Origin of the sequence: Mesorhizobium sp. B2-7-1, assembly GCF_006440735.1 — a bacterium.
GTDB lineage: Bacteria > Pseudomonadota > Alphaproteobacteria > Rhizobiales > Rhizobiaceae > Mesorhizobium.
Genome location: NZ_VFUA01000015.1, coordinates 59,984 through 80,763 on the forward strand (window position 1 = coordinate 59,984; position 20,780 = coordinate 80,763).

Here is a 20,780-nt window from a genome sequence, read left to right on the forward strand (position 1 = left end):
GGGTGGCGCGGGGCCTATGGCAGAGACGGGCGCGGGACGAAACAGCAAGGGGCAAGCCTTGGCGGCGCGGCTGTCGCGCAACCGCTGGCTGCTTGGCGCGGGTGTTCTTGCGGTATTTGCCGTCTATTTTTTCGCCGGCGCCTCCGTCTATGTGCTGGTGCTGGCCCTGGCCGCGCTGGCGGCCGCGGCGATGCTGCCCGCGGATGCCGGACGCCAGCCAGCCGATACGGGGGCAGCGATCGAGGCAAGCGGGCTGCAGAGGCTCTCCGGCGAGTATCTGGCGGCCGCGGTCGCCGATCCGCTGATCATCTTCGAGGATTCCGCCGCCATCGTGCACGCCAACGCCGCCGCCTTCGCCGCCTTCGGCGGGCTGGCGCCCGGAATGTCGCTGGCATTGAAGTTTCGCGCGCCGGAAATGCAGGCGCTGCTCGACGGCATCCTGTCGGGGCAGGTCGCGGCCGATGCGGTCGACTACACCGAAAAGCTGCCGGTGGAACGCACATATCGCGTCAGCGCGTCCACGGTCGGCCATGCCACCGGCCTTTACGTGCTGGTGTTCAAGGATCAGAGCGAGACGCGTCGCATAGATCGCATGCGAGCCGATTTCATCGCCAATGCCAGCCATGAGCTGCGCACGCCGCTGGCCTCGATCGCCGGCTTCATCGAGACGCTGCGCGGGCCGGCCCGCAACGATCCGGCGGCGCGCGACCAGTTCCTGCAGATCATGCAGAACCAGACCGGCCGCATGGCCCGTCTGATCGACGACCTGCTCTCGCTGTCGCGGCTGGAGATGAAACCCTATCTGAGGCCGGGCACGGAGGTCGATCTTCGCCAGACGATCGACAGCGTCATCGATTCGCTCGGGCCGCTGGCCAGCGAGAACGGCATCGTCATCGAGCGGGAGTTCGCCAATGGCCCGCTTGTTGTTCCCGGCGATCGCGACGAGCTGTTCCAGGTATTCGAGAATCTCCTCGAGAACGCCTGCAAATACGGCCAGTCAGGCGGGCGCGTCGCCGTATCGATCGCCAGCGCCGAGGATAGCCAACAGCCGGGCTTCGACGTCACGATCAGGGACTATGGTCCGGGCATTGCCGAAGAACACATCCCGCGCATCACCGAGCGCTTCTACCGCGTCGATGTCGAAAACAGCCGCACCCAGAAAGGCACCGGGCTTGGCCTTTCGATCGTCAAGCATATATTGACCCGTCATAACGCAAGACTGTCCATCAAGTCGGAAGTCGGCAAGGGCGCGGCGTTCACAGTTCATTTGCCGGCTCGCTGATCGTGTACAGGTTGCCAACCGGGATTTTCTTCTTTCTGTCATGCGGTTCGCGTATCAGCGACGGATTGAGGGAACGCACCAGCCGGTAAAAACCGGGAAGGCATATCCATGCAGTCCGTCCATATCGTCAGTGCCTATGATGAAGAACTGAAATTCCTGTCGAAGCGCATCGCCGCGATGGGCGGGCATGCGGAGCGCATGGTCGAACAGGCGGTCGCGGCACTGGTGAACGTCGACCATGGCCTCGCGCAGAAGGTCATCCAGGACGATCTCGTCCTCGACGAGGGGCAGCGCGAGATCGACGACAAGGCGATCATCATCATCGCCAGGCGCCAGCCGATGGCGACGGACCTTCGCGAGATCGTCGGCGCCATCCGCATCTCGGCCGATATCGAGCGTGTCGGCGACTTGGGCAAGAACGTCGCCAAGCGCGTGGCCTCGGTCGACGGCCGCCAGCCGAACAGCCTTTTCCGCGGCCTCGAGGCCCTTGCCAACCTGGCGCTGACGCAGCTCAAGGAAGTGCTCGACATCTATGCCTCGCGCTCGGTCGAGAGGATCGGCTTCGTGCGCGACAGGGACGATCAGATCGACGCCATGTACACCTCGCTGTTCCGCGAGCTTTTGACTTACATGATGGAAGATCCGCGCAACATCACGCCCTGCACGCATCTTCTGTTCTGCGCCAAGAATATCGAGCGCATCGGCGACCATGCCACCAATATCGCCGAGACGATCTATTACATCGTCACGGGCGACCAGATGCCGGCCGACCGGCCGAAGGGCGACAAGACCGACAAGGTCGTGCTTCCCGGCCCGGTGCCGGCTAAGTGAACCGGCGCCTCTCGAACGGTTTCCTAATATAGGCTAAGCTTCTCCGAGCAATTCCAGGAAAAGTGTAAAACGGTTTTCCGTCTGGAATTGTGTGAAACAGGGAGGCGGAGCGGTTCGCCGTTCCATGAAACGGTGAAACGTTCCAGGCACAGCGATTTGTCAGTCGCAGTCTCGGGAGGTTTGCGATGGAGCAAGTTCGGAACCTGACCCCGGCCGCAACGTCGGGCATCATAGCGTCCAGCGTCTATTCGGGCGGCAAGCGCATCGCAGACATCGCGATCGAACAGGCCGGCGAATGGGCGGCTAAACCCGGCCATGTCGTCTGGATCGGCCTGCTCGAGCCCGATCGCAACCTGCTGCTCAGGGTGCAGGCGCAATTCCACCTGCATGACCTGGCGATCGAGGACGCCGAGCATCCGCATGCGCGCCCTAAGATCGAGCAATATGGCGACGCCCTCTTCATCGTCGCCCGCACCGCGCAATTGATCGAAGGCCGCGTCACGTTCGGCGAGACGCATCTGTTCGTCGGCACCGGTTACATCGTCAGCGTCCGGCATGGGCCGTCGACTTCCTATGCCGCGGTGCGCCAGCATTGGGAGAGCTGCCCGCATTCGCTCGCCAAGGGCGAGGACTTCGTCCTCTACGCCATCCTCGATTTCATCGTCGACAATTACATGCCGGTGCTGGAGCAGATCGAGGACGAGGTCGAGGCGATCGAGGACAAGGTGCTTTTGAAGCCGATGACCGGCGCCGATATCGAGCGGCTTTACATGTTGCGCCGCGATCTGCTGCGGCTGCGCAACGCGGCCCTGCCGCTGGTGGAGGTGTGCCGTCGGCTGACCAGCGCCGACCTGCCGCAGGTCCATGCCGCCATGCATCCGCTGTTTCGCGACGTGACCGACCACATCCGCACCGTGCAGGAAAAGATCGATAGCCTGCGCGAGGTCTTGGCCTTCGCCTTCGAAGCCAGCCTTCTCGTCGGACAGAGCCAGGAAACCGCCATCTCCAAGAAGCTCGCCTCATGGGCCGCCATCCTGGCAGTGCCGACGGCTTTCGCCGGCATCTACGGCATGAACTTCTCAGACATGCCGGAGCTGAAGATGGAATATGGCTATCCCGTCATTCTGCTGGTGATGGCCTCGATCTGCTCGTTCCTGTACTGGCGGTTCAAGAAGAACGGATGGCTGTGAGCGGAAGCGAATAGCCAATAGGGAGCGGTGAATAGGGAAGCAACGAAAAACGGCTTGCTCCCTGTCGCAGAAACCAAGCCGTTCTATTCGCTATTCGCTATTCGCTATTCGCTATTCGCTATTCGCTATCAGCGAGCCCGTCGCCGTTCCGCCGCCGGCTGGAACGCAACCCGGGAATGATATTTGCAATACGGTCCCGTTTCGGCGGCGTCGTTGCCGCAGAAGCTGAAGCTCTCCGAGAGCGGATCGCCATTCGGCCATTTGCAGGTGCGTTCGGTCAGCTCGACAAGCTGCAGGTTGCGTGAGATCGGCACCACGACGTTCTCGACCGGGCGGAGGTAATGACGCGCGACCGGCTCGGCGTCGAACTGCACCTGCAGCGCGGTGGCGCCGATGGTGGCCGTCACATGCCGTGTGGCGCTTGCGGCGCGTGTTACCGATTTCTGCATCGAGGCGCCTTGCGTCGTCTTCTTCTGGCGCGCCGGGGCAGCCGTCGCGCGGCCGCGGCCCGACAGCTTCAGGCGATGCACCTTGCCGATGACGGCGTTGCGGCTCACTCCGCCAAGCTGTGCGGCAATCTGGCTGGCGCTCAGACCCTCCGACCACAATTTCCTGAGAAGTTCTACCCGCTCGTCAGTCCAATTCATGGGGCCGCGCTCCTGCTGAGGCGTGCGTAGTCAGAATCCATTCCCGACCCGGCTCCTGCCGGGCAAACAACACCACATATATCGGGTGATTTAGGTCCGCCGCACGAAATCTAGTTATTTCTCGACTACAAATACCTTATGCGCTGACTCGGTGACAAGAGTCCCCAGGGCAACACGATTTGGTTTTTTCGGTTTTCCCCAACTTGCCGGTCTACTCATGAGCCGGCGTGACGTCGGGGGTTGGCCACGCGCTTCTGCGTGACGTTTTCGTTGACTTCATGGCCGAAAAACATGATAAGCCGCAAAGGCCGCCGCATTGGCGGCTTTTTTGATTTTCCGGTTCCGGAGACGCATATAATGAGCGGTTCGGCGCTTTACGAGACCTTTGCTCGCGCACCCCTGGCTTTCGACCACGGGGAGGGGACCTGGCTGGTCACCGACAAGGGCGAGCGATATCTCGACTTCGCGGGCGGTATTGCGGTGAATTCGTTGGGCCACAGCCATCCGCATCTGGTCGCAGCGCTCACCGAACAGGCCGCCAAGCTCTGGCACGTCTCCAATCTATACGAGATCCCAGAACAGCGCCGGCTGGGCGAGCGGCTGGTCGATGCCACCTTTGCCGACAAGGTGTTCTTCACCAATTCGGGCGCCGAGGCGCTGGAATGCGCCATCAAGACGGCCAGGCGCTATCAGTTCGTCAAGGGCCATCCCGAGCGTTTCCGCATCATCACCTTCGAGGGTGCCTTCCATGGCCGCACGCTGGCGACGATCGCCGCCGGCGGCCAGTACAAGTATCTCGAAGGCTTCGGCCCGAAGGTCGAAGGCTTCGACCAGGTCGCTTACGACGACATCGACGCGGCCGAAAAGGCGATCACGCCGGAGACCGCGGCGATCCTGATCGAACCGGTGCAGGGCGAGGGCGGCATCCGCCCGGTGCCGACGCAATCGCTGAAGCGGCTGCGGCAGCTTTGCGACCAGCATGGCCTGCTTTTGATCTTCGACGAAGTCCAGTGCGGCATCGGCCGCACCGGCAAGCTGTTCGCGCATGAATGGGCCGGCGTCACGCCCGACCTTATGGCGATCGCCAAGGGCATCGGCGGCGGCTTCCCGATGGGCGCCTGCCTTGCCACGGATGAGGCGGCGGCCGGCATGACGGCCGGCGTGCACGGCACCACCTTCGGCGGCAATCCGCTGGCGATGGCGGTCGGCAACGCGGTGCTCGACGTGGTTCTGGCCGATGGCTTCCTCGAGGACGTGCAGCGCAAGGCGCTGCTTCTGAAACAGGGGCTGGCTGGGGTCGCGGACGAGTTTCCCGATGTCATCGAGGGCATCAGGGGAACCGGCCTGATGCTCGGCCTGAAATGCGCCATGCCAAACACCAAGGTGAACATGGCGCTGCGCGACCAGCACCTGCTTGCCGTGCCGGCAGGCGACAATGTCATCCGCCTCCTGCCGCCGCTCACCGTTGCCGACGGGGAGATCGGCGAGGCGCTGGAGCGCATTCGCGCCGGCGCCAAGGGGCTGACCGACGCGATTGCGGCCGAAGCCGCGAAATAATTTCTGGAAACCTGCCGATGAGTGTTCGCCACTTCACCGATCTATCCGCCGTTTCCGCGGGCGACCTGCGCATCATGCTGGACGACGCGATGGCGCGAAAGACCAGGCTCAAGGCGGGTGAGCGTTCCAAACCGCTCGACGGCAAGGTGCTGGCCATGATCTTCGACAAGCCGTCGACGCGCACGCGCGTGTCCTTCGACGTCGGCATGCGCCAACTCGGCGGCGAGACCATCATGCTGACCGGCACCGAGATGCAGCTCGGCCGTTCGGAGACCATCGCCGACACAGCAAAAGTGCTGTCGCGCTACGTCGACGCCATCATGATCCGCACCACCTCGCATGACCGGCTGCTGGAGCTCACCGGAAACGCCACCGTTCCGGTCATCAACGGGTTGACCGACGACACGCATCCCTGCCAGCTCATGGCCGACATCATGACCTATGAGGAGCATCGCGGTCCGGTGGCCGGCAAGACCTTCGCCTGGACCGGCGACGGCAACAATGTGCTGCATTCGCTGCTCGAAGCCTCGGCACGGTTCCGCTTCAATCTCAATGTCGCGGTGCCCGAAGGCAGCGAGCCTTTCGAGAAATATGTCGACTGGTCGAAGGCCAATGGCGGCAAGGTCAGGTTTTCCAGGTCCGCCGAAGAGGCCGTCGACCAGGCCGACTGCGTCGTCACCGACAGCTGGGTCTCGATGGGCCAGGAGCATCGCGCCCGTGGCCACAACGTCTTCCTGCCCTATCAGGTTAATGCGGCGCTGATGGCCAAGGCCAAGCCCGATGCGTTGTTCATGCACTGCCTGCCCGCGCATCGCGGCGAGGAGGTCACCGACGAGGTGATCGACGGGCCGCATTCGGTGGTCTTCGACGAGGCCGAGAACCGGCTGCACGCCCAGAAGGCGGTGCTGGCCTGGTGCCTGGGCGCTTGAGAAGGGCCGACCCGATGGCTCCGGCCCGATCGGTGTAAACTTGATCCGGGGATATGTGATGCCTATTTGCGGGCCATCACGTAAATTGAACGCGCTTCGACGCATGCGGCTCATCGGGTTGCATGGCTGCGCCCCGGAGTTTTGTCATGTTGGAAACCCATACCTTGGCTGAGCATAAACCCCAACTCGGTGAATTCGGCTTCGCCGGCGACGATCACGTCGTGCCCTATGAGGTCGCGCCGCTCGATGTGCGCGGTCGCACCGTGCAGTTCGGGCCGATGCTCGACGCCATCTTGAGCCGCCACGATTATCCCGAGCCGGTCGCCCGCCTGCTGGCGGAAGCCTGCGTGCTCACCGTGCTGCTCGGCACCTCGCTGAAGTTCGAAGGCAAGTTCATCCTGCAGACCCGCACCGACGGTCCGGTCGATATGCTGGTGGCTGACTTCAGCACGCCGGATGCGCTGCGCGCCTATGCGCGCTTCGATGCCGACCGGCTGCAGGCGCTGATCGCCGCCGGCGAGACCTCGCAGCAGGTGCTGCTTGGCGACGGCGTGCTGGCTTTGACCATCGACCAGGGCGCGCATACGCAGCGCTACCAGGGCATCGTGCAGCTCGACGGCACCTCGCTGGAGGATGCCGCGCGCACCTATTTCCGGCAGTCGGAGCAGATCCCGACTGAGATCAAGATGTCGGTCGCCAAGCTGGTCACGCCCGGCCCGGCCGGCGCGCGCGAGCAGTGGCGCGCCGGCGGCATCCTGGCGCAGTTCCTGCCGCAGGCGCCGGAGCGCATGCGCGTGCCCGACATTTCGGGCGGCGACGGCGATCCGCGGGACGTTACGCATCAGCCGGCCGACAATTCCTGGCAGGAATTGCTGGCGCTGCTCGGCACTATCGAGCCGACCGAGCTGATCGACCCGACGGTGGGCGCCGAGCGGCTGCTCTACCGGCTGTTCCACGAACACGGCGTGCGCGTCTTCCGCGGCGTGCCGGTCGCCGACCAGTGCTCCTGCTCGCGCGAGAAGATCCACGGCATCCTCGAAGGCTTTTCGGCGCAGGAGATCAAGGACTCGACCGAGGACGGCGGCATCCATGTCGCCTGCGAGTTCTGCTCGACGCAATACGACTTCGATCCGGCCGAATTCGTGAAGTAAGAAAGCTCCGGTTCCTCTCCCCACTTCGTGGGGCTAGGAACTCGAGTTCTTTAATTCACCGTGCGCCTCGTCCCCGGCATGTCGAGCGAGAAAGCCGGAATGGCGATATCGAACGTCTCGCCGCGGCCGTTACGCATCGTGTAATGGCCGACCATGATGCCCGACGGCGTCGAGAGCGGGCAGCCTGAGGTGTACTGATAGCTGTCGCCGGGATTGAGTTCCGGCTGGTCGCCGACGACGCCGGCGCCGCGCACCTCCTCGACCCGGCCTCGCCCGTCGGTGATATGCCAGTAGCGCGACAGAAGCTGCACGAATTCATCGGAACGGTTGTCGATCGTCACCTGGTAGCCCCAGACATAGCGGTTCTCGGACGGATCGGAGCGGTCCTCCAGATAGAAGGGCCTGACCAGGACTTCGATGTTGCGCGTCACTGCGCGATACATGGGCCACTCCGGTTGCCGCCGCGGAACATTCGTCGCGCTTCGCTGTTTGACGCGCAGCGCCGACCGTCCTGCCAGCCTTGTAGGCGCAGGTGCCGAAAAACAATGTCATTTAAGTGACACATGACAATGTTGGTGTGCACAAACCGTGCCGGGCGACTCGGACACGCTGTCGACGGATGAAACGGCCGCTGTGGCCTGAAGCAATTGCAGGAAAAGTGTGAGCGGTTTCCCGTCCGGGATCGCGTGAAAACAAAGAGATAGAGCGGTTCGCCGTTTTCGCTGAAACGGTGAAACGCCCTGTCGGGAGTGACCAGATCTCGATGGAACCGACTATCGCAGCCGGCCTGGCTTCGTCAGCCCTTCTCCTATCCAATCTCGCCAGCATCCTGCTCGCCTCGTCGCGGCTCAGACGGCGGCGTGTCATTGCGCCGCCCGCAGCAGGCACCCAGCCGGTCTCGATCATCGTTCCCTTGCGCGGCGTCGAGCCGTTCGCGCAGGAGACCTTGCAGCGCGCCTTTTCGCTCGACTGGCCCCGCTATGAGCTGATCTTCTGCGTCGCGCACGCCGAAGACCCGGTGGTCAGGCTCGTCAATGCGGCGATCGCGCGCTACCCGAAGGTTCCGGCGCGGCTGCTGATAGGAGACGACCGCATCAGCGCCAATCCCAAGCTCAACAACTGCGTCAAGGGTTGGCAGGCGGCGCGGCACGATTGGGTCGTCCTCGCCGATTCCAACGTGCTGATGCCGAGGGACTATGTCCAGCAGCTGATGGCGGCGTGGCGCGCGGATACCGGCCTCGTCTGCTCGACGCCGATCGGCTCGCGGCCGGACGGGTTTTGGGCCGAAGTCGAATGCGCGTTCCTCAACACCCTGCAGGCGCGCTGGCAATATGCCGGCGAGGCGCTCGGCCTTGGCTTCGCCCAGGGCAAGAGCATGCTGTGGAACAAGCCGATGCTGGACGCCAATGGCGGCATCCAGGCTTTGGCCGCCGAGATCGCCGAGGACGCGGCCGCCACCAAGCTGGTCAACAGCCTGGGCTTGCGCGTCAATCTCGTCGCCTCGCCTTTCGAGCAGCCGCTCGGCCAGCGTTCGCGCGCCGAAATCTGGTCGCGCCAGGCGCGCTGGGCGCGGCTGCGCCGGGTCACCTTCCCGCTGTTCTTCGCGCCGGAGATCCTGACCGGTGCGGCGATGGCGCTGCTGCTGGCGCTGATTGCCGCGGCAGGCGCCGGCGTCAGCCTGCCCGGCACGGCTTTATGCGTGCTGGCGATCGCCTATCTGCCGGAATGTCTGCTGGCGTCGGCCAAGGGCTGGTACCTGTCGCCGCGCAGCGTCACCGCGATGATCGCGCGCGACTTGATGCTGCCAGCCATCTGGGCGCGCGCCTGGTTCGGCGGCGCCGTGGAATGGCGCGGCAACGCCATGACCATCCGCACCAAGGCGATGACCGAACTGGAAGAGCTCGCCTAAAGCAATTCCAGGAAAAGTGTGTAGCGCTTTTCCGCCCGGGATTGCGGCTCTGGAAGGCTCAGGCCGCGACCGGCAGTGGCTTTCTATTTGGCCGCCTTCAGCGCCTGCTCGATGTCCTCCAGAAGATCGTCGGCGTCCTCAAGGCCGACGGAGAGCCTGAGCGTGCCTGGCCCGATGCCCAGCTCTGCCCGCGCGTCGTCGCTCAGGTTCTTGTGGGTCGTCGTCGCCGGATGGGTGATCAGGCTCTTGGCGTCCCCGAGATTGTTCGAGATCAGCACGATGTCGAGCGCGTTCTGGAAGGCGAAGGCCGCCTGCTTGCCGCCCTTGACGTCGAGACAGATCAGCGTCGAGCCGCCCGACATCTGCTTCTTCACGACATCCGCCTGCGGATGATCGGCGCGGCCCGGATAGATGATGCGTGCGATCTCCGGCCGTCCGGCCAGGAAATCCGCGATTTTGCCGGCGCTCTCGGTCTGCTGGCGCACCCGCAGCGGCAGCGTCTCCAGGCCCTTCAGCAGCGTCCAGGCGTTGAAGGGCGACAGGCTCGGGCCGGTGTGGCGGAAATAGTCGTGCAGGTTCTCGTCGATCCATTTCTTGTCCGACAGGATGACGCCGCCGAGGCAGCGGCCTTGGCCGTCTATATGCTTGGTCGCCGAATAGACGACGATATGGGCGCCGAGCAGCAAGGGCTTCTGCTGCAGCGGCGTTGCAAAGACATTGTCGACGATCACGCGCGCGCCGATCGAATTGGCGAGCTTGGCGACCGCGGCGATATCGACCACTTCCAGCGTCGGATTGGTCGGGCTTTCCAGGAAGAACAGCTTGGTGTTCGGCCTTACCGCCTTTTCCCAATTGGCGATGTCGGTGCCGTCGACCAGCGTCGCCTGGATGCCGTAGCGCGGCGCCAGCGTCTCGACCACCCAGCGGCAGGAACCGAACAGCGCGCGCGCCGCAACGATATGATCACCGGCCTTGACGCTGCAGAGCAGGGCGGCGGAAACGGCGGCCATGCCGGAGGCGGTGGCGCGGGCATCCTCGGCGCCTTCCAGCGCGCACATGCGCTTTTCGAACATATCGACGGTCGGGTTGGCGTAGCGCGAATAGATGAAACCCGGCTCCTCGCCCTTGAAGCGGGCTTCCGCGGCCTGCGCCGTTTCGTAGACATAGCCCTGCGTGAGATACATCGCCTCGGCGGTCTCGCCGTACTGCGAACGCAGCGTTCCGCCATGCACGAGTGCCGTTTGAGGTTTCCAGTTACGCTTCTTGGTGCTCATAGCCCTGCTTCCAGACACAAAAAAACCGGCCGCGAAGTCGCAACCGGTCCATATAGCCTTGCGGCTCGACGGTCCTTTAGCGACTTGTTTTACGTGGCTGCAAGCCGACCGGCCAAATCACCACGGGATAACGACCCTTTAGACCCGCGCCGCGCTTGCGTCAATTGCCGGCTCCATTAAGAGGTTTGTACCAGCAGAGCGGAGTAAGACTTTGCGGCAGACAGGCATTCTCCCCGACCAGGATATTTCCGCGCTGTTCCAGTCCGGTGCGCTGAAGTCGCCGCGCGCCCTCGATGCCGATCAGATCCAGCCGGCCAGCCTCGATCTCAGGCTCGGCGACAAGGCGTTTCGCGTGCGCGCCTCCTTCCTGCCTGGTCCGGACCACTTGGTCGCCGACAAGCTCGAGCGGCTGAAGCTGCACGAGATCGATCTCACCGGGGGCGCGGTGCTGGAAACGGGCTGCGTCTACATAGTGCCGCTGCTCGAAAGCCTGGCGCTGCCGGCGAACGTATCGGCCTCGGCCAATCCGAAGAGCTCGACCGGCCGGCTCGACATCTTCACCCGCGTCATGACCGATCGCGGCCACGAGTTCGACAAGATCGCCGCCGGCTATCGTGGGCCGCTCTATCTCGAAGTCAGCCCGCGCACCTTCCCGATCGTCGTGCGCGCCGGCTCGCGGCTATCGCAGATCCGTTTCCGCACTGGTAACGCGTTGCTCTCGGAGAACGAGCTGCGCGACCTGCACCGCGCCGAGATGCTGGTCGCCACCGAGCCGCCCAACATTTCCGGCGGCGGCATCGCGCTCTCCATCGACCTCGACGGCGATAAGGACGGCCTTGTCGGCTATCGCGGCAAGCACCACACCGGCCTGGTCGATGTCGACAAGCGCGCCGCGCAGGATGTCGTCGATTTCTGGGAGCCGATCTACAAGAGCGGCGCCGGCGAGCTGGTGCTCGATCCGGACGAGTTCTACATCCTGGTCTCGCGCGAGGCGGTGCACGTGCCGCCGCTCTACGCCGCCGAGATGACGCCCTTCGATCCGCTGGTCGGCGAATTCCGCGTCCACTATGCCGGCTTCTTCGATCCGGGCTTCGGCCACTCCGCCGCCGGCGGCACCGGCAGCCGTGCCGTGCTCGAAGTGCGCAGCCACGAGGTGCCGTTCATCCTCGACCACGGCCAGATCGTCGGCCGTCTCGTCTACGAGCACATGCTGAAGCGGCCGCAGGCGCTTTACGGCACCGATCTAGGATCGAACTATCAGGCGCAGGGCCTCAAGCTCTCCAAGCATTTCCGCGCCGCGCGCTGATCCGCTGGCCTTGTCAGCCGCGAAACAGAAATTCTTTGGCCGCGCCAAGGCAGGCATGGAAGTCGCTGACAAAGAGCAGCTCGCGTTCAGTCAGGCGCTTTCTGCCCCAAAATCCTTTGGTCTGCTTAGTTTCATCAAGCGGTGAGCCTGGGCCGGCGCTTAACGGGAACAACTGCTTGTCGAGGCATGCGAGCACATAGGCTCGCGCGGAGTCGATACCGCAGGCCCTGGCTTTGTCGTTTAGCTGGTCGGCGCGCAGCGCCGACGTCATGCGATCCGCGTTGCGCATCAGAAAGATCGCTTGCGGCTTCGAGTAACCGGTGGCCAGAAGCCGGCTCGTCATCGTCGCTTGAGCTTGGCGGTAGGACTGCGGGCTGCATTTCGCGGCGCCGTAAGCCGCGGAGGAAGTGCAGGCGAGGGCAAGCATCACCCCCATCAAGACAATGCCGATCCGCTTGCGATCCATTTATCCTCCAGGCCTGGCGCTACCTCACAGCGCCTTCACCGCCACCTTCACCGGCTTTTCGATCTCCAGCGGGTTGCGCAGCGGCAGGCCGAAATCCTGCGCATCGATCTCGAACGTGTCGCCGGCCTCGGTCCTGATGCCGTCGGCGAAGGAGAGCGTCGCGGTGCCGAACATATGCACATGCACGTCGCCCGGCTGGCGGAAGGCCGAATATTTGAAATGGTGGTGCTCGAGATTGGCGATGGTGTGCGACATGTTCGCTTCGCCTGAGAGAAACGGCTTTTCCCACAACAGCTTGCCGTCGCGCCAGATGCGCGATGCGCCGCGGATGTCGGCAGGCAGGTCGCCGATCAGGATCTCGGGGCCGAACGAGGCGTTGCGCAGCTTGGAATGGGCGAGGAACAGATAGTTCACCCGTTCCGTCACGTGGTCGGAGAACTCGTTCGACAGTGTGAAGCCGACGCGGAACGGCGCGCCGTCGTCGCCGATCACATAGATGCCGGCGATCTCCGGCTCCTCGCCGCCGTCTTGCGCGAAGGCCGGCGACACCAGAGGCGCGCCGGGCGCTACCGCCATCGTGCCATTGCCCTTGTAGAACCATTCCGGCTGCACGCCGGCCTGTCCCTTGGCCGGCTTGCCGCCTTCGAGCCCCATGCGGAACATCTTCATGGAATCGGTGAGCTGCTCTTCGCCGTCATTGAGCTTCTTGTGCATGGAATCGCGCGTCGCCGCGGAACCGAGATGCGTCAGGCCTGTGCCCGTGAGGTGCAGATGCGCGGGGTCCGGATGGTTGATCGGCGAGACCAGCCTGCCCCTCTTGTAGGCGGCATCGAGATCGACCGTCTCGCCATAGCCTTTGCGTTCGATCAGCGCTTCGAGCCCCGTGCCGGTTCGCGCGGCCTCCATCGCCAGCGAATAGACGCTGCGCGCGCCGTTGATGACCCTGGTCTTGCCGCCGCCATTGCGGGCGACGACGCGGATCGTCTCGGCGTCGTCGAGGATCTGGGAGATCAGCATGTTTGAATCCTCTCTCATTTAGCGGCTGCCTGCGGGGCAAGCCTTACCCGGCGTGGCGTGGAGCGATCCACGACACGGTTGAAATTCTTCGTCCGGATTGCGCTCGCGAGCCTGGTCCTTGTCGGGACTTCTTGATGCCGACGGGTTGCCGGCAGCTTCGCGATCTGAAACCCGTATGCCTCCTGAACTTTGTTCCGGCCCTTAAGCCTTGTTCTTGTTGTAAACGTCGAAGATCACGGCGCCGAGCAGCACCAGGCCTTTGACCACCTGCTGCCAGTCGACATTGACGCCCATGATCGACATGCCGTTGTTCATCACGCCCATGATGAAACCACCGACCACGGCGCCGATCACCTGGCCGACGCCGCCCATTGCCGAGGCGCCGCCGATGAAGACGGCCGCGATGACGTCCAGCTCTGAGCCGAGACCGGCGGCCGGCACGGCCTGGCCGAGGCGCGCCGCGATGATCAGGCCGCCCAGCGCCGACAGCACGCCCATGTTGATGAAGACGAGCAGCGTCAGCCTTTCGGTGTTGATGCCCGACAGCTGCGCGGCCTTGGCGTTGCCGCCCATCGCATAGATGCGGCGTCCGATGGTCATGCGCTTGGTGACGAAGACGAACAGCGAGATCAGCACGCCCATCACCAGGAGCACGACCGGCAGGCCCCGGTAGCTCGCGAACTGGAACACCAGGAACAGCGCCAGCGCGCTGCCGACCAGCGTCTTGATGACGAACAGCGGGAAGGGCTCCGCCTCATAGCCATGGCGCTCGCGCTTGCGCCGTGTCCTGAAGCCGAAATAGGCGTAGGCGAGCACCGCGATCAGGCCGAGCACGATGGTCGTCATATGCAGCGTAAGCCCACTGCCCAGGATGGTCTTGCCGGCGGCATTCACCGTCGGCGGGATCAGCACGAGCGGGCCGATCACGTCCGGGATGAAGCCTGAGCTCAGCGCCTTGAAGCTGTCCGGCAGCGGGCCGACCGAGGAGCCGCCGCCAAGCAGCGCCTGGCAGATGCCGCGGAAGATCAGCATGCCGGCCAACGTCACGATGAAGCTCGGTATCCGGTGATAGGCGATCCAGTAACCCTGCGCCGCGCCTATGAGGCCGCCGACGATCAGGCAGACGATCGAGACCACCAACGGATTCGAGAATATCCCGAGCGGCCAGATCACCATCATCATCGCCGCGAGCGCGCCGATGAAGCCGGCGACCGATCCCACGCTGAGGTCGATATAGCCGGCGACGATCACCAGCAGCATGCCGAGCGCCATCACGATGATGAACGAGTTCTGCTGCACCAGGTTGCTGAGGTTCACCGGTTTGAACAGTGTTCCCGACGTCGTGTACTGGAAGAACAGCATGATGACGATCAGCGCGATGATCAGGCCATATTCGCGCAGGTTCGTCGTCAGCGCCGAGACGGCGACGCGCTGTCCCTGCTTGACGTCCTCGGCGACGCCGCTTTGCGGCGCGGGAGCGCTGTCTGTGCTCATGATGCTTTTCCTTCTCCCCGAACGATGGCGCGCATGATTTTTTCCTGGCTTGCGTCGCTCGCCGCCATTTCGCCGACGATACGCCCTTCGTTCATGACATAGATGCGGTCGGAGATACCGAGCAATTCAGGCATTTCCGACGAGATGACGATGATCGCTTTGCCCTCGGCGGCGAGGCGCGCGATGATCGTGTAGATTTCGTACTTGGCGCCGACGTCGATGCCGCGGGTCGGCTCGTCGAGGATCAAAACCTCCGGATCGGCGAACAGCCATTTCGACAGCACCACCTTCTGCTGGTTGCCGCCCGAGAGGTTGCCGGTCAACTGATAGACGCTGGAGGCGCGGATGTTGGTCTTCTTGCGATAGTCGTTGGCGACGCTCATCTCGCGCATGTCGTCGATGACGCCCCGGCTCGAAACGCCGCCCAGATTGGCCAAAGTCACATTGTGCTTGATGTGGTCGATGAGGTTGAGGCCGTAGGTCTTGCGGTCCTCGGTGACATAGGCGATGCCACCTGCCACCGCCTTGCTCACTGACGAGAGGTCGATAGGCTTGCCTCGGAGCGACACCTCTCCGCTGATATGCCGGCCGTAGGAGCGGCCGAACAGGCTCATCGCGAATTCGGTGCGGCCGGCGCCCATCAGTCCGGCGATGCCGACCACCTCGCCTTTGCGCACATTGAGGTTGATGTTCTTGATCACCTGTCGCTCGGCATGGATCGGGTGGTACACCGACCAGTCCTTGACCTCGAAGATGATCTCGCCGATCTGCGGCTCGCGCGGCGGATAGCGGTCGTCGAGCGAGCGGCCGACCATCGAGGTTATGATGCGGTCTTCCGAGATATCTTTCCTCGGCAGGGTCTCGATGGTGCGCCCGTCGCGGATCACCGTCACCTTGTCGGCGACCCGGTTCACTTCGTTCAGCTTGTGCGAGATCAGGATCGAGGTCATGCCCTGGCGCTTGAACTCGAGCAGGAGGTCGAGCAGCGCCTGGCTGTCCTTTTCGCTGAGCGAGGCGGTCGGCTCGTCGAGGATCAAGAGCTTCACTTCCTTGCTGAGCGCCTTGGCGATCTCGACCAGCTGCTGCTTGCCGACGCCGATATTGGTGATCAGCGTCTTGGGGTCCTCGTTGAGCCCGACTTTGTTGAGCAGGGCGGCCGTGCGCGTTTCGTTGGCGTCCCAGTCGATGACGCCGTAGCTGGCATGCTCGTTGCCGAGGAAGATGTTTTCCGTGATCGACAGCATCGGCACCAGGGCGAGCTCCTGGTGGATGATGACGATGCCGATATGCTCGCTGTCGTGAATGCCCTTGAAGTTACATTCCTGGCCGCGGAAGATGATCTGGCCGTCATAGGTGCCGGATGGATAGACGCCCGACAGCACCTTCATCAACGTCGACTTGCCGGCGCCGTTCTCGCCGACGATGGCGTGGATCTCACCTTCCTCGACGCTGAGGTTGACGTTCGACAACGCCTTCACGCCGGGGAACGTCTTGGTGATGTCGCGCATCTCCAAAATCGTCGAGGCCATCAGGATCTGCTCCCTGGCGCACGGCTCCCAAATCGGCATCGATTGTGGAAAGGCCTATGCGCGAAATCAATACACTGCGGCGGGCTTCGCGTTTTCGGATCGGCGCGTGACGCTGCAGAAGCCGGCAAGACAATACCGGGGTCGCTTGTGAACGAAAAGGGGCCCTGCGTCGCGCAGGACCCCTTCCTTTGAGGCTGTATTACTTCAGCTCGTCGGCCTTGATGTAGCCGGAGTCGACCACCTGCGCCTGGTAGTTCGACTTGTCGACCTCATGCGGCGTCAGCAGGATCGAGGGAACGACCTTGACGTCGTTGTTGTAGGTCTTTTCGTCGAGGCCATCGGGTTTGCCGCCGGAGAGCACCTTGTCGACCAGCTGCACGGTGGCCTTGGCCAGTTCGCGGGTATCCTTGAACACCGTCGAGTACTGCTCGCCCGAGATGATCAGCTTGACCGAGGCGGTCTCTGCGTCCTGACCGGTCACGATCGGCCAGGGCTGTGCATCCGTACCGTAGCCGACGGCGCGCAGCGAGGCGGTGATGCCGCGCGACAGGCCGTCATAGGGCGACAGAACGCCATCGACGCGGCTGCCGTCCGAGTAGTTGGCGGAAAGCAGATTGTCCATGCGAGCCTGGGCGGTGGCGGCGAGCCAGCGCAGCGTACCGACCTTGTCCATGCCGGTCTGGCCGGACTTGATCTTGATCGAGCCGTCGTCGATCAGCGGCTGCAGGACGGAAATCGCGCCATTGTAGAAGAAGAAGGCGTTGTTGTCGTCCGGCGAGCCGCCGAACAGCTCGACATTCCACGGCTTGGTGTTCGGGAAACGCTCCTTGAGGCCCTTGACCAGCGAATTCGCCTGGATCACGCCGACGCCGAAATTGTCGAAAGTGGTGTAGTAGTCGACATTCTTGGTCTTCTTGATCAGGCGGTCATAGGCGACGACGACGACGCCGGCGTCGTTGGCCTTCTGCAGCGCGTCGGCCATGGTGGTGCCGTCGATCGAAGCGATGATCAGCGCCTTCGGGCCCTTGGTGATTTCGTTTTCCAGCTGGCTGAGCTGGTTCGGGATATCGTCCTGCGCATACTGCAGGTCGACCGTGTAGCCGAGCGCTTCGAGCTGGGACTTGACGGCGTCGCCGTCGTTGATCCAGCGCTGCGAGGTCTTGGTGGGCATCAGCACGCCGACGAGACCCTTGTCGGCGGCATGCGCCGAATAGGTCGTGGCGGCAATGCCAAGGGCCGCGATGGCGGCCAGCGTCTTGATGATCTTCACATTACTCTCCCTGGTTGATGGACGCGACACCTCGGGGCTTCGCGGGCCGCGCAGTCGAGCAGATGCGCTGGCGCGCAACTGTCGGCTTTATCGATCTCCGGTATCCTCCCAATCGGTCCCGCGACGCAGTTTCAATCGATACGAATTTGCTCGTTACCGACCCCTGCGCCTCGGAACGCACGAAGGGTGGGTTCCTTTGACATAACTGTCAAATGCGATCTTTGCTGGTTGCTATATCGAAACCGGTATAGATAAAACGGCAGATGGAAACACGGCGGAGAGGCTTCAATCCATGGCGGCACTACGCGATCCAGAAGCGATTTCAGGCAGTTACGAGAAATTGCCGGGAGACGGGGAGACCCTGCTGCGCAGCGGCCTCAGCCTTCGTCACATGCGCATGATCACAGCGCTGGACGATCACGGACGGGTGAGCGCCGCCGCCCAGGTCATGAACATCTCCCAGCCGGCCGCCTCGCGCATGATCGCCGAGATGGAGGCGGTGCTCGACGTTAAGTTGTGCGAGCGCCTGCCGCGCGGCGTGGCGCTGACCCCCTACGGCCAGGCTCTCGCCCGCCGCGCCCGCTCGATCCTGCTCGAGATGCGCGAGGCCGACCGCGAGATTTCCGAGCTCAAGGCCGGCAAGGGCGGCTCGGTGTTCCTCGGCGCGGTGACGGCGCCGGCGATCGAATTGGCCGTGCCGGCGATCCGCGAGATCCGCCGCATCTACCCGCGCATCGAGATCACCATGCAGGTCGAGACCTCGAACGTGCTCGCCCGCGAACTGATCGCGTCGCGCCACGACTTCATCATCGCCCGCATCCCCGACGACCTCAATCCGCGGCTCTTCGAATCGCGCGTCATCGGCGTCGAGAAGGCCTGCCTCATCGTGCGCCGCGGCCACCCCTTAGCGAGCGGCAAGATGGTGCGGCTGGAAGAAACGGCGGGCTATGATTGGGTGTTCCAGTCCGGCGGCTCGCCGCTGCGCCAGGCGATGGAAAGCAACTTCTTGAACCGTGACATTCCGCTTCCCGACCGTATCCTCAACACCTCTTCGCTGCTGCTCACCTTGGTGATGGTGGCGCAGTCCGACGCCATCGCGCCGGTCTCGATCCAGGTCGCGAAGTTCATTCAAGGCGGCGACGGGCTGGCCGGCGCTATCGACGTCGTGCAGACCGAGTTCGATATCGAAGTCCGGCCCTACAGCCTGATCACGGTCAAGAATCGCGTGCTCTCGCCGGCCGCGAAAATGTTGCACGACTTCATCTTGCGCGAAGTGGGGTAATGGAACGACAATGCTACTTGTACGTTCAAACCGATCGGCCGCTCGCTGGAGCCCGTTGCGGGTGAGGGAAGAGCTGCCGATGCTCAACAGCTCGGGAGGTTTTGATGGAACGTCGATTGTTTCTGACTGGAATGCTTGGCGTTGCGGGGGCGGCGGCACTTGCAAGCCTTGCCGGACCCAGCAAGGCCGTTGCCGGTATTCCCGCCGGTAACGGAATTCTGGACGAGCTCGACAAGCCGGAAAACGCGGTCTTCGATGGCGAGGATCCGGCTGAAGTGGAATTGGTGTCGCACCATCGTCACCATCGCCGTCACGGACACGGGAATTGGCGCTGGCGCCACCGTCGTCGCGGTCGCCGGCGGGGCTGGAGGCATGTCTGCCGCCGCTACTGGCATCATGGCCGTTGGCGCCGCCGCTGTCGGCGTGAGCGCTTCTGGATCAATGTCTGGCTGTAACGGCGTCACTCGCCGGGGTACGTTGAGCTCGGATCTTGCGCATCTGCGCAAGATCCGAGTTTCCTTGATGTAGACCGTCATCACCCTTGCCGGCGCCGGCATCCGGCGATCTGCCTGTCGCTCGCGCCTTGTCTTGTCAGTTGGCATTTTGGCCAATATGCCGGCTGCGAGCCGGCATGCTATACGCGCATATGCATATTTCGTCCTTTTTGAAGGATGTGTCAGGCCAGCCCGGCATCGGGGCTGTGTCGGCCCTTCAGATGTCACGACGCGCCGCGCTGATCGGCGGATTCTGCCTCTGCTGTTTGCCGAGCAGCACCGCTGCCGCGACCATGACGGAGGTGGGGCCGGGTATTTTCATTCGCGCAGCCCCGCACGAGGAAGCCGCGGCCGCCAACCACGGAGGCATTGCGAACATCGGCTTTGTCGTCGGGCGCGATAGCGTGCTGGTCACCGATTCCGGCGGCAGCCTCACCGATGGCGAGTGGTTGAGGGCCGAGATCAGGAAGCGGACGGACAAACCCATCCGCCATGTTCTGATCACCCATGTGCACCCGGATCATTCTTTCGGCGCCGCCGCCTTCGCCGCGGACCGGCCGGCCTTTGTCGGGCACCACGCGCTGCGGTCGGCGCTGGAGGCGCGCGGCGAGTTCTACCAGAAGCGGCTTGCGGAGGTCCTCGGCGCCGAGAGCGCCGGCAGTGTCGTCTATCCCACCCAGGAGGTGATGAAGGACGGCGCGGAAATCGACCTGGGAGGCCGCGTTGTCCGGCTGAGCGCGCACGCGACGGCCCATACGGATTGCGACCTGTCGATGCTGGATGTCGAGACCGGGTTGCTCTTCCCGGCCGACCTGCTTTTCGTAAACCGGGTTCCTTCGCTTGACGGCAGCTTGCCGGGATGGCTCGCCGAACTCGACAAGCTCAAGGCGCTCGGCGCGTCTCGAGCCGTGCCGGGCCATGGCCCGCCGATCGTGGATATGGCTCCCGCCATGGCTGACCTGACGCGTTACTTGTCCACCTTGAGCGACGGCACGCGCAAGGCGATAGCCTCGGGCGTCTCGATCGAGGATGCCGCCCGCTCCGTCGCGCAATCGGAGCGGGACCGCTGGGTGCTGTTCGACGACTACAACGAGCGCAATGTCATCCAGGCCTACAAGGAGCTTGAGTGGGAGTAGGCCGACGAGGAGGAGA

Annotated in this window: 19 protein-coding genes and 1 riboswitch; of the genes, 10 read left to right on the forward strand and 9 right to left on the reverse strand. The window is 63.6% G+C overall.

Going from position 1 to position 20,780, the window contains the following annotated elements; all coding sequences use genetic code 11:
* Positions 1-16 precede the first annotated feature (16 nt).
* The 3 genes from FJ471_RS08805 (at position 17) to FJ471_RS08815 (ending at position 3,303) form a co-directional block, all read left to right on the forward strand.
* Complete coding sequence (locus FJ471_RS08805) at positions 17-1,282, forward strand: ATP-binding protein (RefSeq protein ID WP_140802786.1); 1,266 nt, start codon at positions 17-19, stop codon at positions 1,280-1,282.
* 108 nt (positions 1,283-1,390) lie between these two features.
* Complete coding sequence (gene phoU / locus FJ471_RS08810) at positions 1,391-2,113, forward strand: phosphate signaling complex protein PhoU (protein ID WP_140802787.1); 723 nt, start codon at positions 1,391-1,393, stop codon at positions 2,111-2,113.
* A gap of 185 nt (positions 2,114-2,298) precedes the next feature.
* Positions 2,299-3,303, forward strand: a complete 1,005-nt coding sequence (locus FJ471_RS08815) for a magnesium and cobalt transport protein CorA (RefSeq protein WP_140802788.1) — start codon at positions 2,299-2,301, stop codon at positions 3,301-3,303.
* 128 nt (positions 3,304-3,431) lie between these two features.
* On the opposite strand, the gene FJ471_RS08820 is transcribed toward FJ471_RS08815, so the two are convergent.
* Positions 3,432-3,950, reverse strand: coding sequence for a GcrA family cell cycle regulator (locus tag FJ471_RS08820; protein ID WP_140802789.1), 519 nt, complete (start codon positions 3,948-3,950; stop codon positions 3,432-3,434).
* 357 nt (positions 3,951-4,307) lie between these two features.
* Between FJ471_RS08820 and FJ471_RS08825 the strand changes: the two genes are divergently transcribed.
* From FJ471_RS08825 to FJ471_RS08835, 3 genes are all read left to right on the forward strand, one after another.
* A complete protein-coding gene (locus FJ471_RS08825) occupies positions 4,308-5,507 on the forward strand; it encodes an aspartate aminotransferase family protein (RefSeq protein WP_140802790.1) in 1,200 nt (399 codons plus the stop codon).
* A gap of 17 nt (positions 5,508-5,524) precedes the next feature.
* On the forward strand, positions 5,525-6,436 hold the full coding sequence (gene argF / locus FJ471_RS08830; protein WP_140802791.1) for an ornithine carbamoyltransferase: 912 nt from the start codon (positions 5,525-5,527) through the stop codon (positions 6,434-6,436).
* 122 nt (positions 6,437-6,558) lie between these two features.
* A complete protein-coding gene (locus FJ471_RS08835) occupies positions 6,559-7,587 on the forward strand; it encodes an Hsp33 family molecular chaperone (RefSeq protein WP_140802792.1) in 1,029 nt (342 codons plus the stop codon).
* 50 nt (positions 7,588-7,637) lie between these two features.
* Here FJ471_RS08835 and apaG read toward each other — a convergent pair whose 3' ends face one another.
* Positions 7,638-8,030 carry a Co2+/Mg2+ efflux protein ApaG gene (apaG, locus tag FJ471_RS08840; protein WP_140802793.1) on the reverse strand — a complete coding sequence of 131 codons (393 nt, stop codon included), beginning with the start codon at positions 8,028-8,030 and terminating at the stop codon, positions 7,638-7,640.
* Between the two features lie 320 nt (positions 8,031-8,350).
* Here apaG and FJ471_RS08845 point away from each other — a divergent pair, with 320 nt between their 5' ends.
* The gene (locus FJ471_RS08845) at positions 8,351-9,496 is read left to right on the forward strand and encodes a ceramide glucosyltransferase (protein WP_140802794.1); all 1,146 of its coding nucleotides are present in this window, start codon (positions 8,351-8,353) and stop codon (positions 9,494-9,496) included.
* An 83-nt stretch (positions 9,497-9,579) separates the two neighbouring features.
* Here FJ471_RS08845 and FJ471_RS08850 read toward each other — a convergent pair whose 3' ends face one another.
* The gene (locus tag FJ471_RS08850) at positions 9,580-10,770 is read right to left on the reverse strand and encodes an O-succinylhomoserine sulfhydrylase (RefSeq protein ID WP_140802795.1); all 1,191 of its coding nucleotides are present in this window, start codon (positions 10,768-10,770) and stop codon (positions 9,580-9,582) included.
* A 56-nt stretch (positions 10,771-10,826) separates the two neighbouring features.
* A riboswitch (SAM riboswitch) is annotated at positions 10,827-10,904 on the reverse strand.
* 77 nt (positions 10,905-10,981) lie between these two features.
* Between FJ471_RS08850 and FJ471_RS08855 the strand changes: the two genes are divergently transcribed.
* Positions 10,982-12,076 carry a 2'-deoxycytidine 5'-triphosphate deaminase gene (locus tag FJ471_RS08855; RefSeq protein ID WP_140802796.1) on the forward strand — a complete coding sequence of 365 codons (1,095 nt, stop codon included), beginning with the start codon at positions 10,982-10,984 and terminating at the stop codon, positions 12,074-12,076.
* Between the two features lie 13 nt (positions 12,077-12,089).
* Here FJ471_RS08855 and FJ471_RS08860 read toward each other — a convergent pair whose 3' ends face one another.
* The 5 genes from FJ471_RS08860 to chvE form a co-directional block, all read right to left on the reverse strand.
* On the reverse strand, positions 12,090-12,542 hold the full coding sequence (locus FJ471_RS08860; protein ID WP_140802797.1) for a hypothetical protein: 453 nt from the start codon (positions 12,540-12,542) through the stop codon (positions 12,090-12,092).
* Positions 12,543-12,566: 24 nt separating this feature from the next.
* Entirely contained in the window at positions 12,567-13,559 is a 993-nt protein-coding gene (araD1, locus tag FJ471_RS08865; RefSeq protein ID WP_140802798.1) for an AraD1 family protein, read from the reverse strand.
* Positions 13,560-13,760: 201 nt separating this feature from the next.
* Entirely contained in the window at positions 13,761-15,053 is a 1,293-nt protein-coding gene (mmsB, locus tag FJ471_RS08870; RefSeq protein WP_140802799.1) for a multiple monosaccharide ABC transporter permease, read from the reverse strand.
* Complete coding sequence (mmsA, locus tag FJ471_RS08875) at positions 15,050-16,582, reverse strand: multiple monosaccharide ABC transporter ATP-binding protein (RefSeq protein WP_140802800.1); 1,533 nt, start codon at positions 16,580-16,582, stop codon at positions 15,050-15,052. The genes mmsB and mmsA overlap by 4 nt, the downstream gene beginning before the upstream one ends.
* A 199-nt stretch (positions 16,583-16,781) precedes the next feature.
* The gene (chvE, locus tag FJ471_RS08880) at positions 16,782-17,852 is read right to left on the reverse strand and encodes a multiple monosaccharide ABC transporter substrate-binding protein (protein WP_140802801.1); all 1,071 of its coding nucleotides are present in this window, start codon (positions 17,850-17,852) and stop codon (positions 16,782-16,784) included.
* A gap of 292 nt (positions 17,853-18,144) precedes the next feature.
* Here chvE and FJ471_RS08885 point away from each other — a divergent pair, with 292 nt between their 5' ends.
* Positions 18,145-19,134, forward strand: a complete 990-nt coding sequence (locus tag FJ471_RS08885) for a LysR family transcriptional regulator (RefSeq protein WP_140802802.1) — start codon at positions 18,145-18,147, stop codon at positions 19,132-19,134.
* Between the two features lie 83 nt (positions 19,135-19,217).
* On the opposite strand, the gene FJ471_RS34720 is transcribed toward FJ471_RS08885, so the two are convergent.
* A complete protein-coding gene (locus tag FJ471_RS34720) occupies positions 19,218-19,670 on the reverse strand; it encodes a hypothetical protein (RefSeq protein ID WP_181179258.1) in 453 nt (150 codons plus the stop codon).
* A 179-nt stretch (positions 19,671-19,849) separates the two neighbouring features.
* Between FJ471_RS34720 and FJ471_RS08895 the strand changes: the two genes are divergently transcribed.
* Positions 19,850-20,764 (forward strand): quinoprotein relay system zinc metallohydrolase 2, encoded by a 915-nt coding sequence (locus FJ471_RS08895; protein WP_140802817.1) that lies wholly within the window; start codon positions 19,850-19,852, stop codon positions 20,762-20,764.
* Positions 20,765-20,780: the final 16 nt, after the last annotated feature.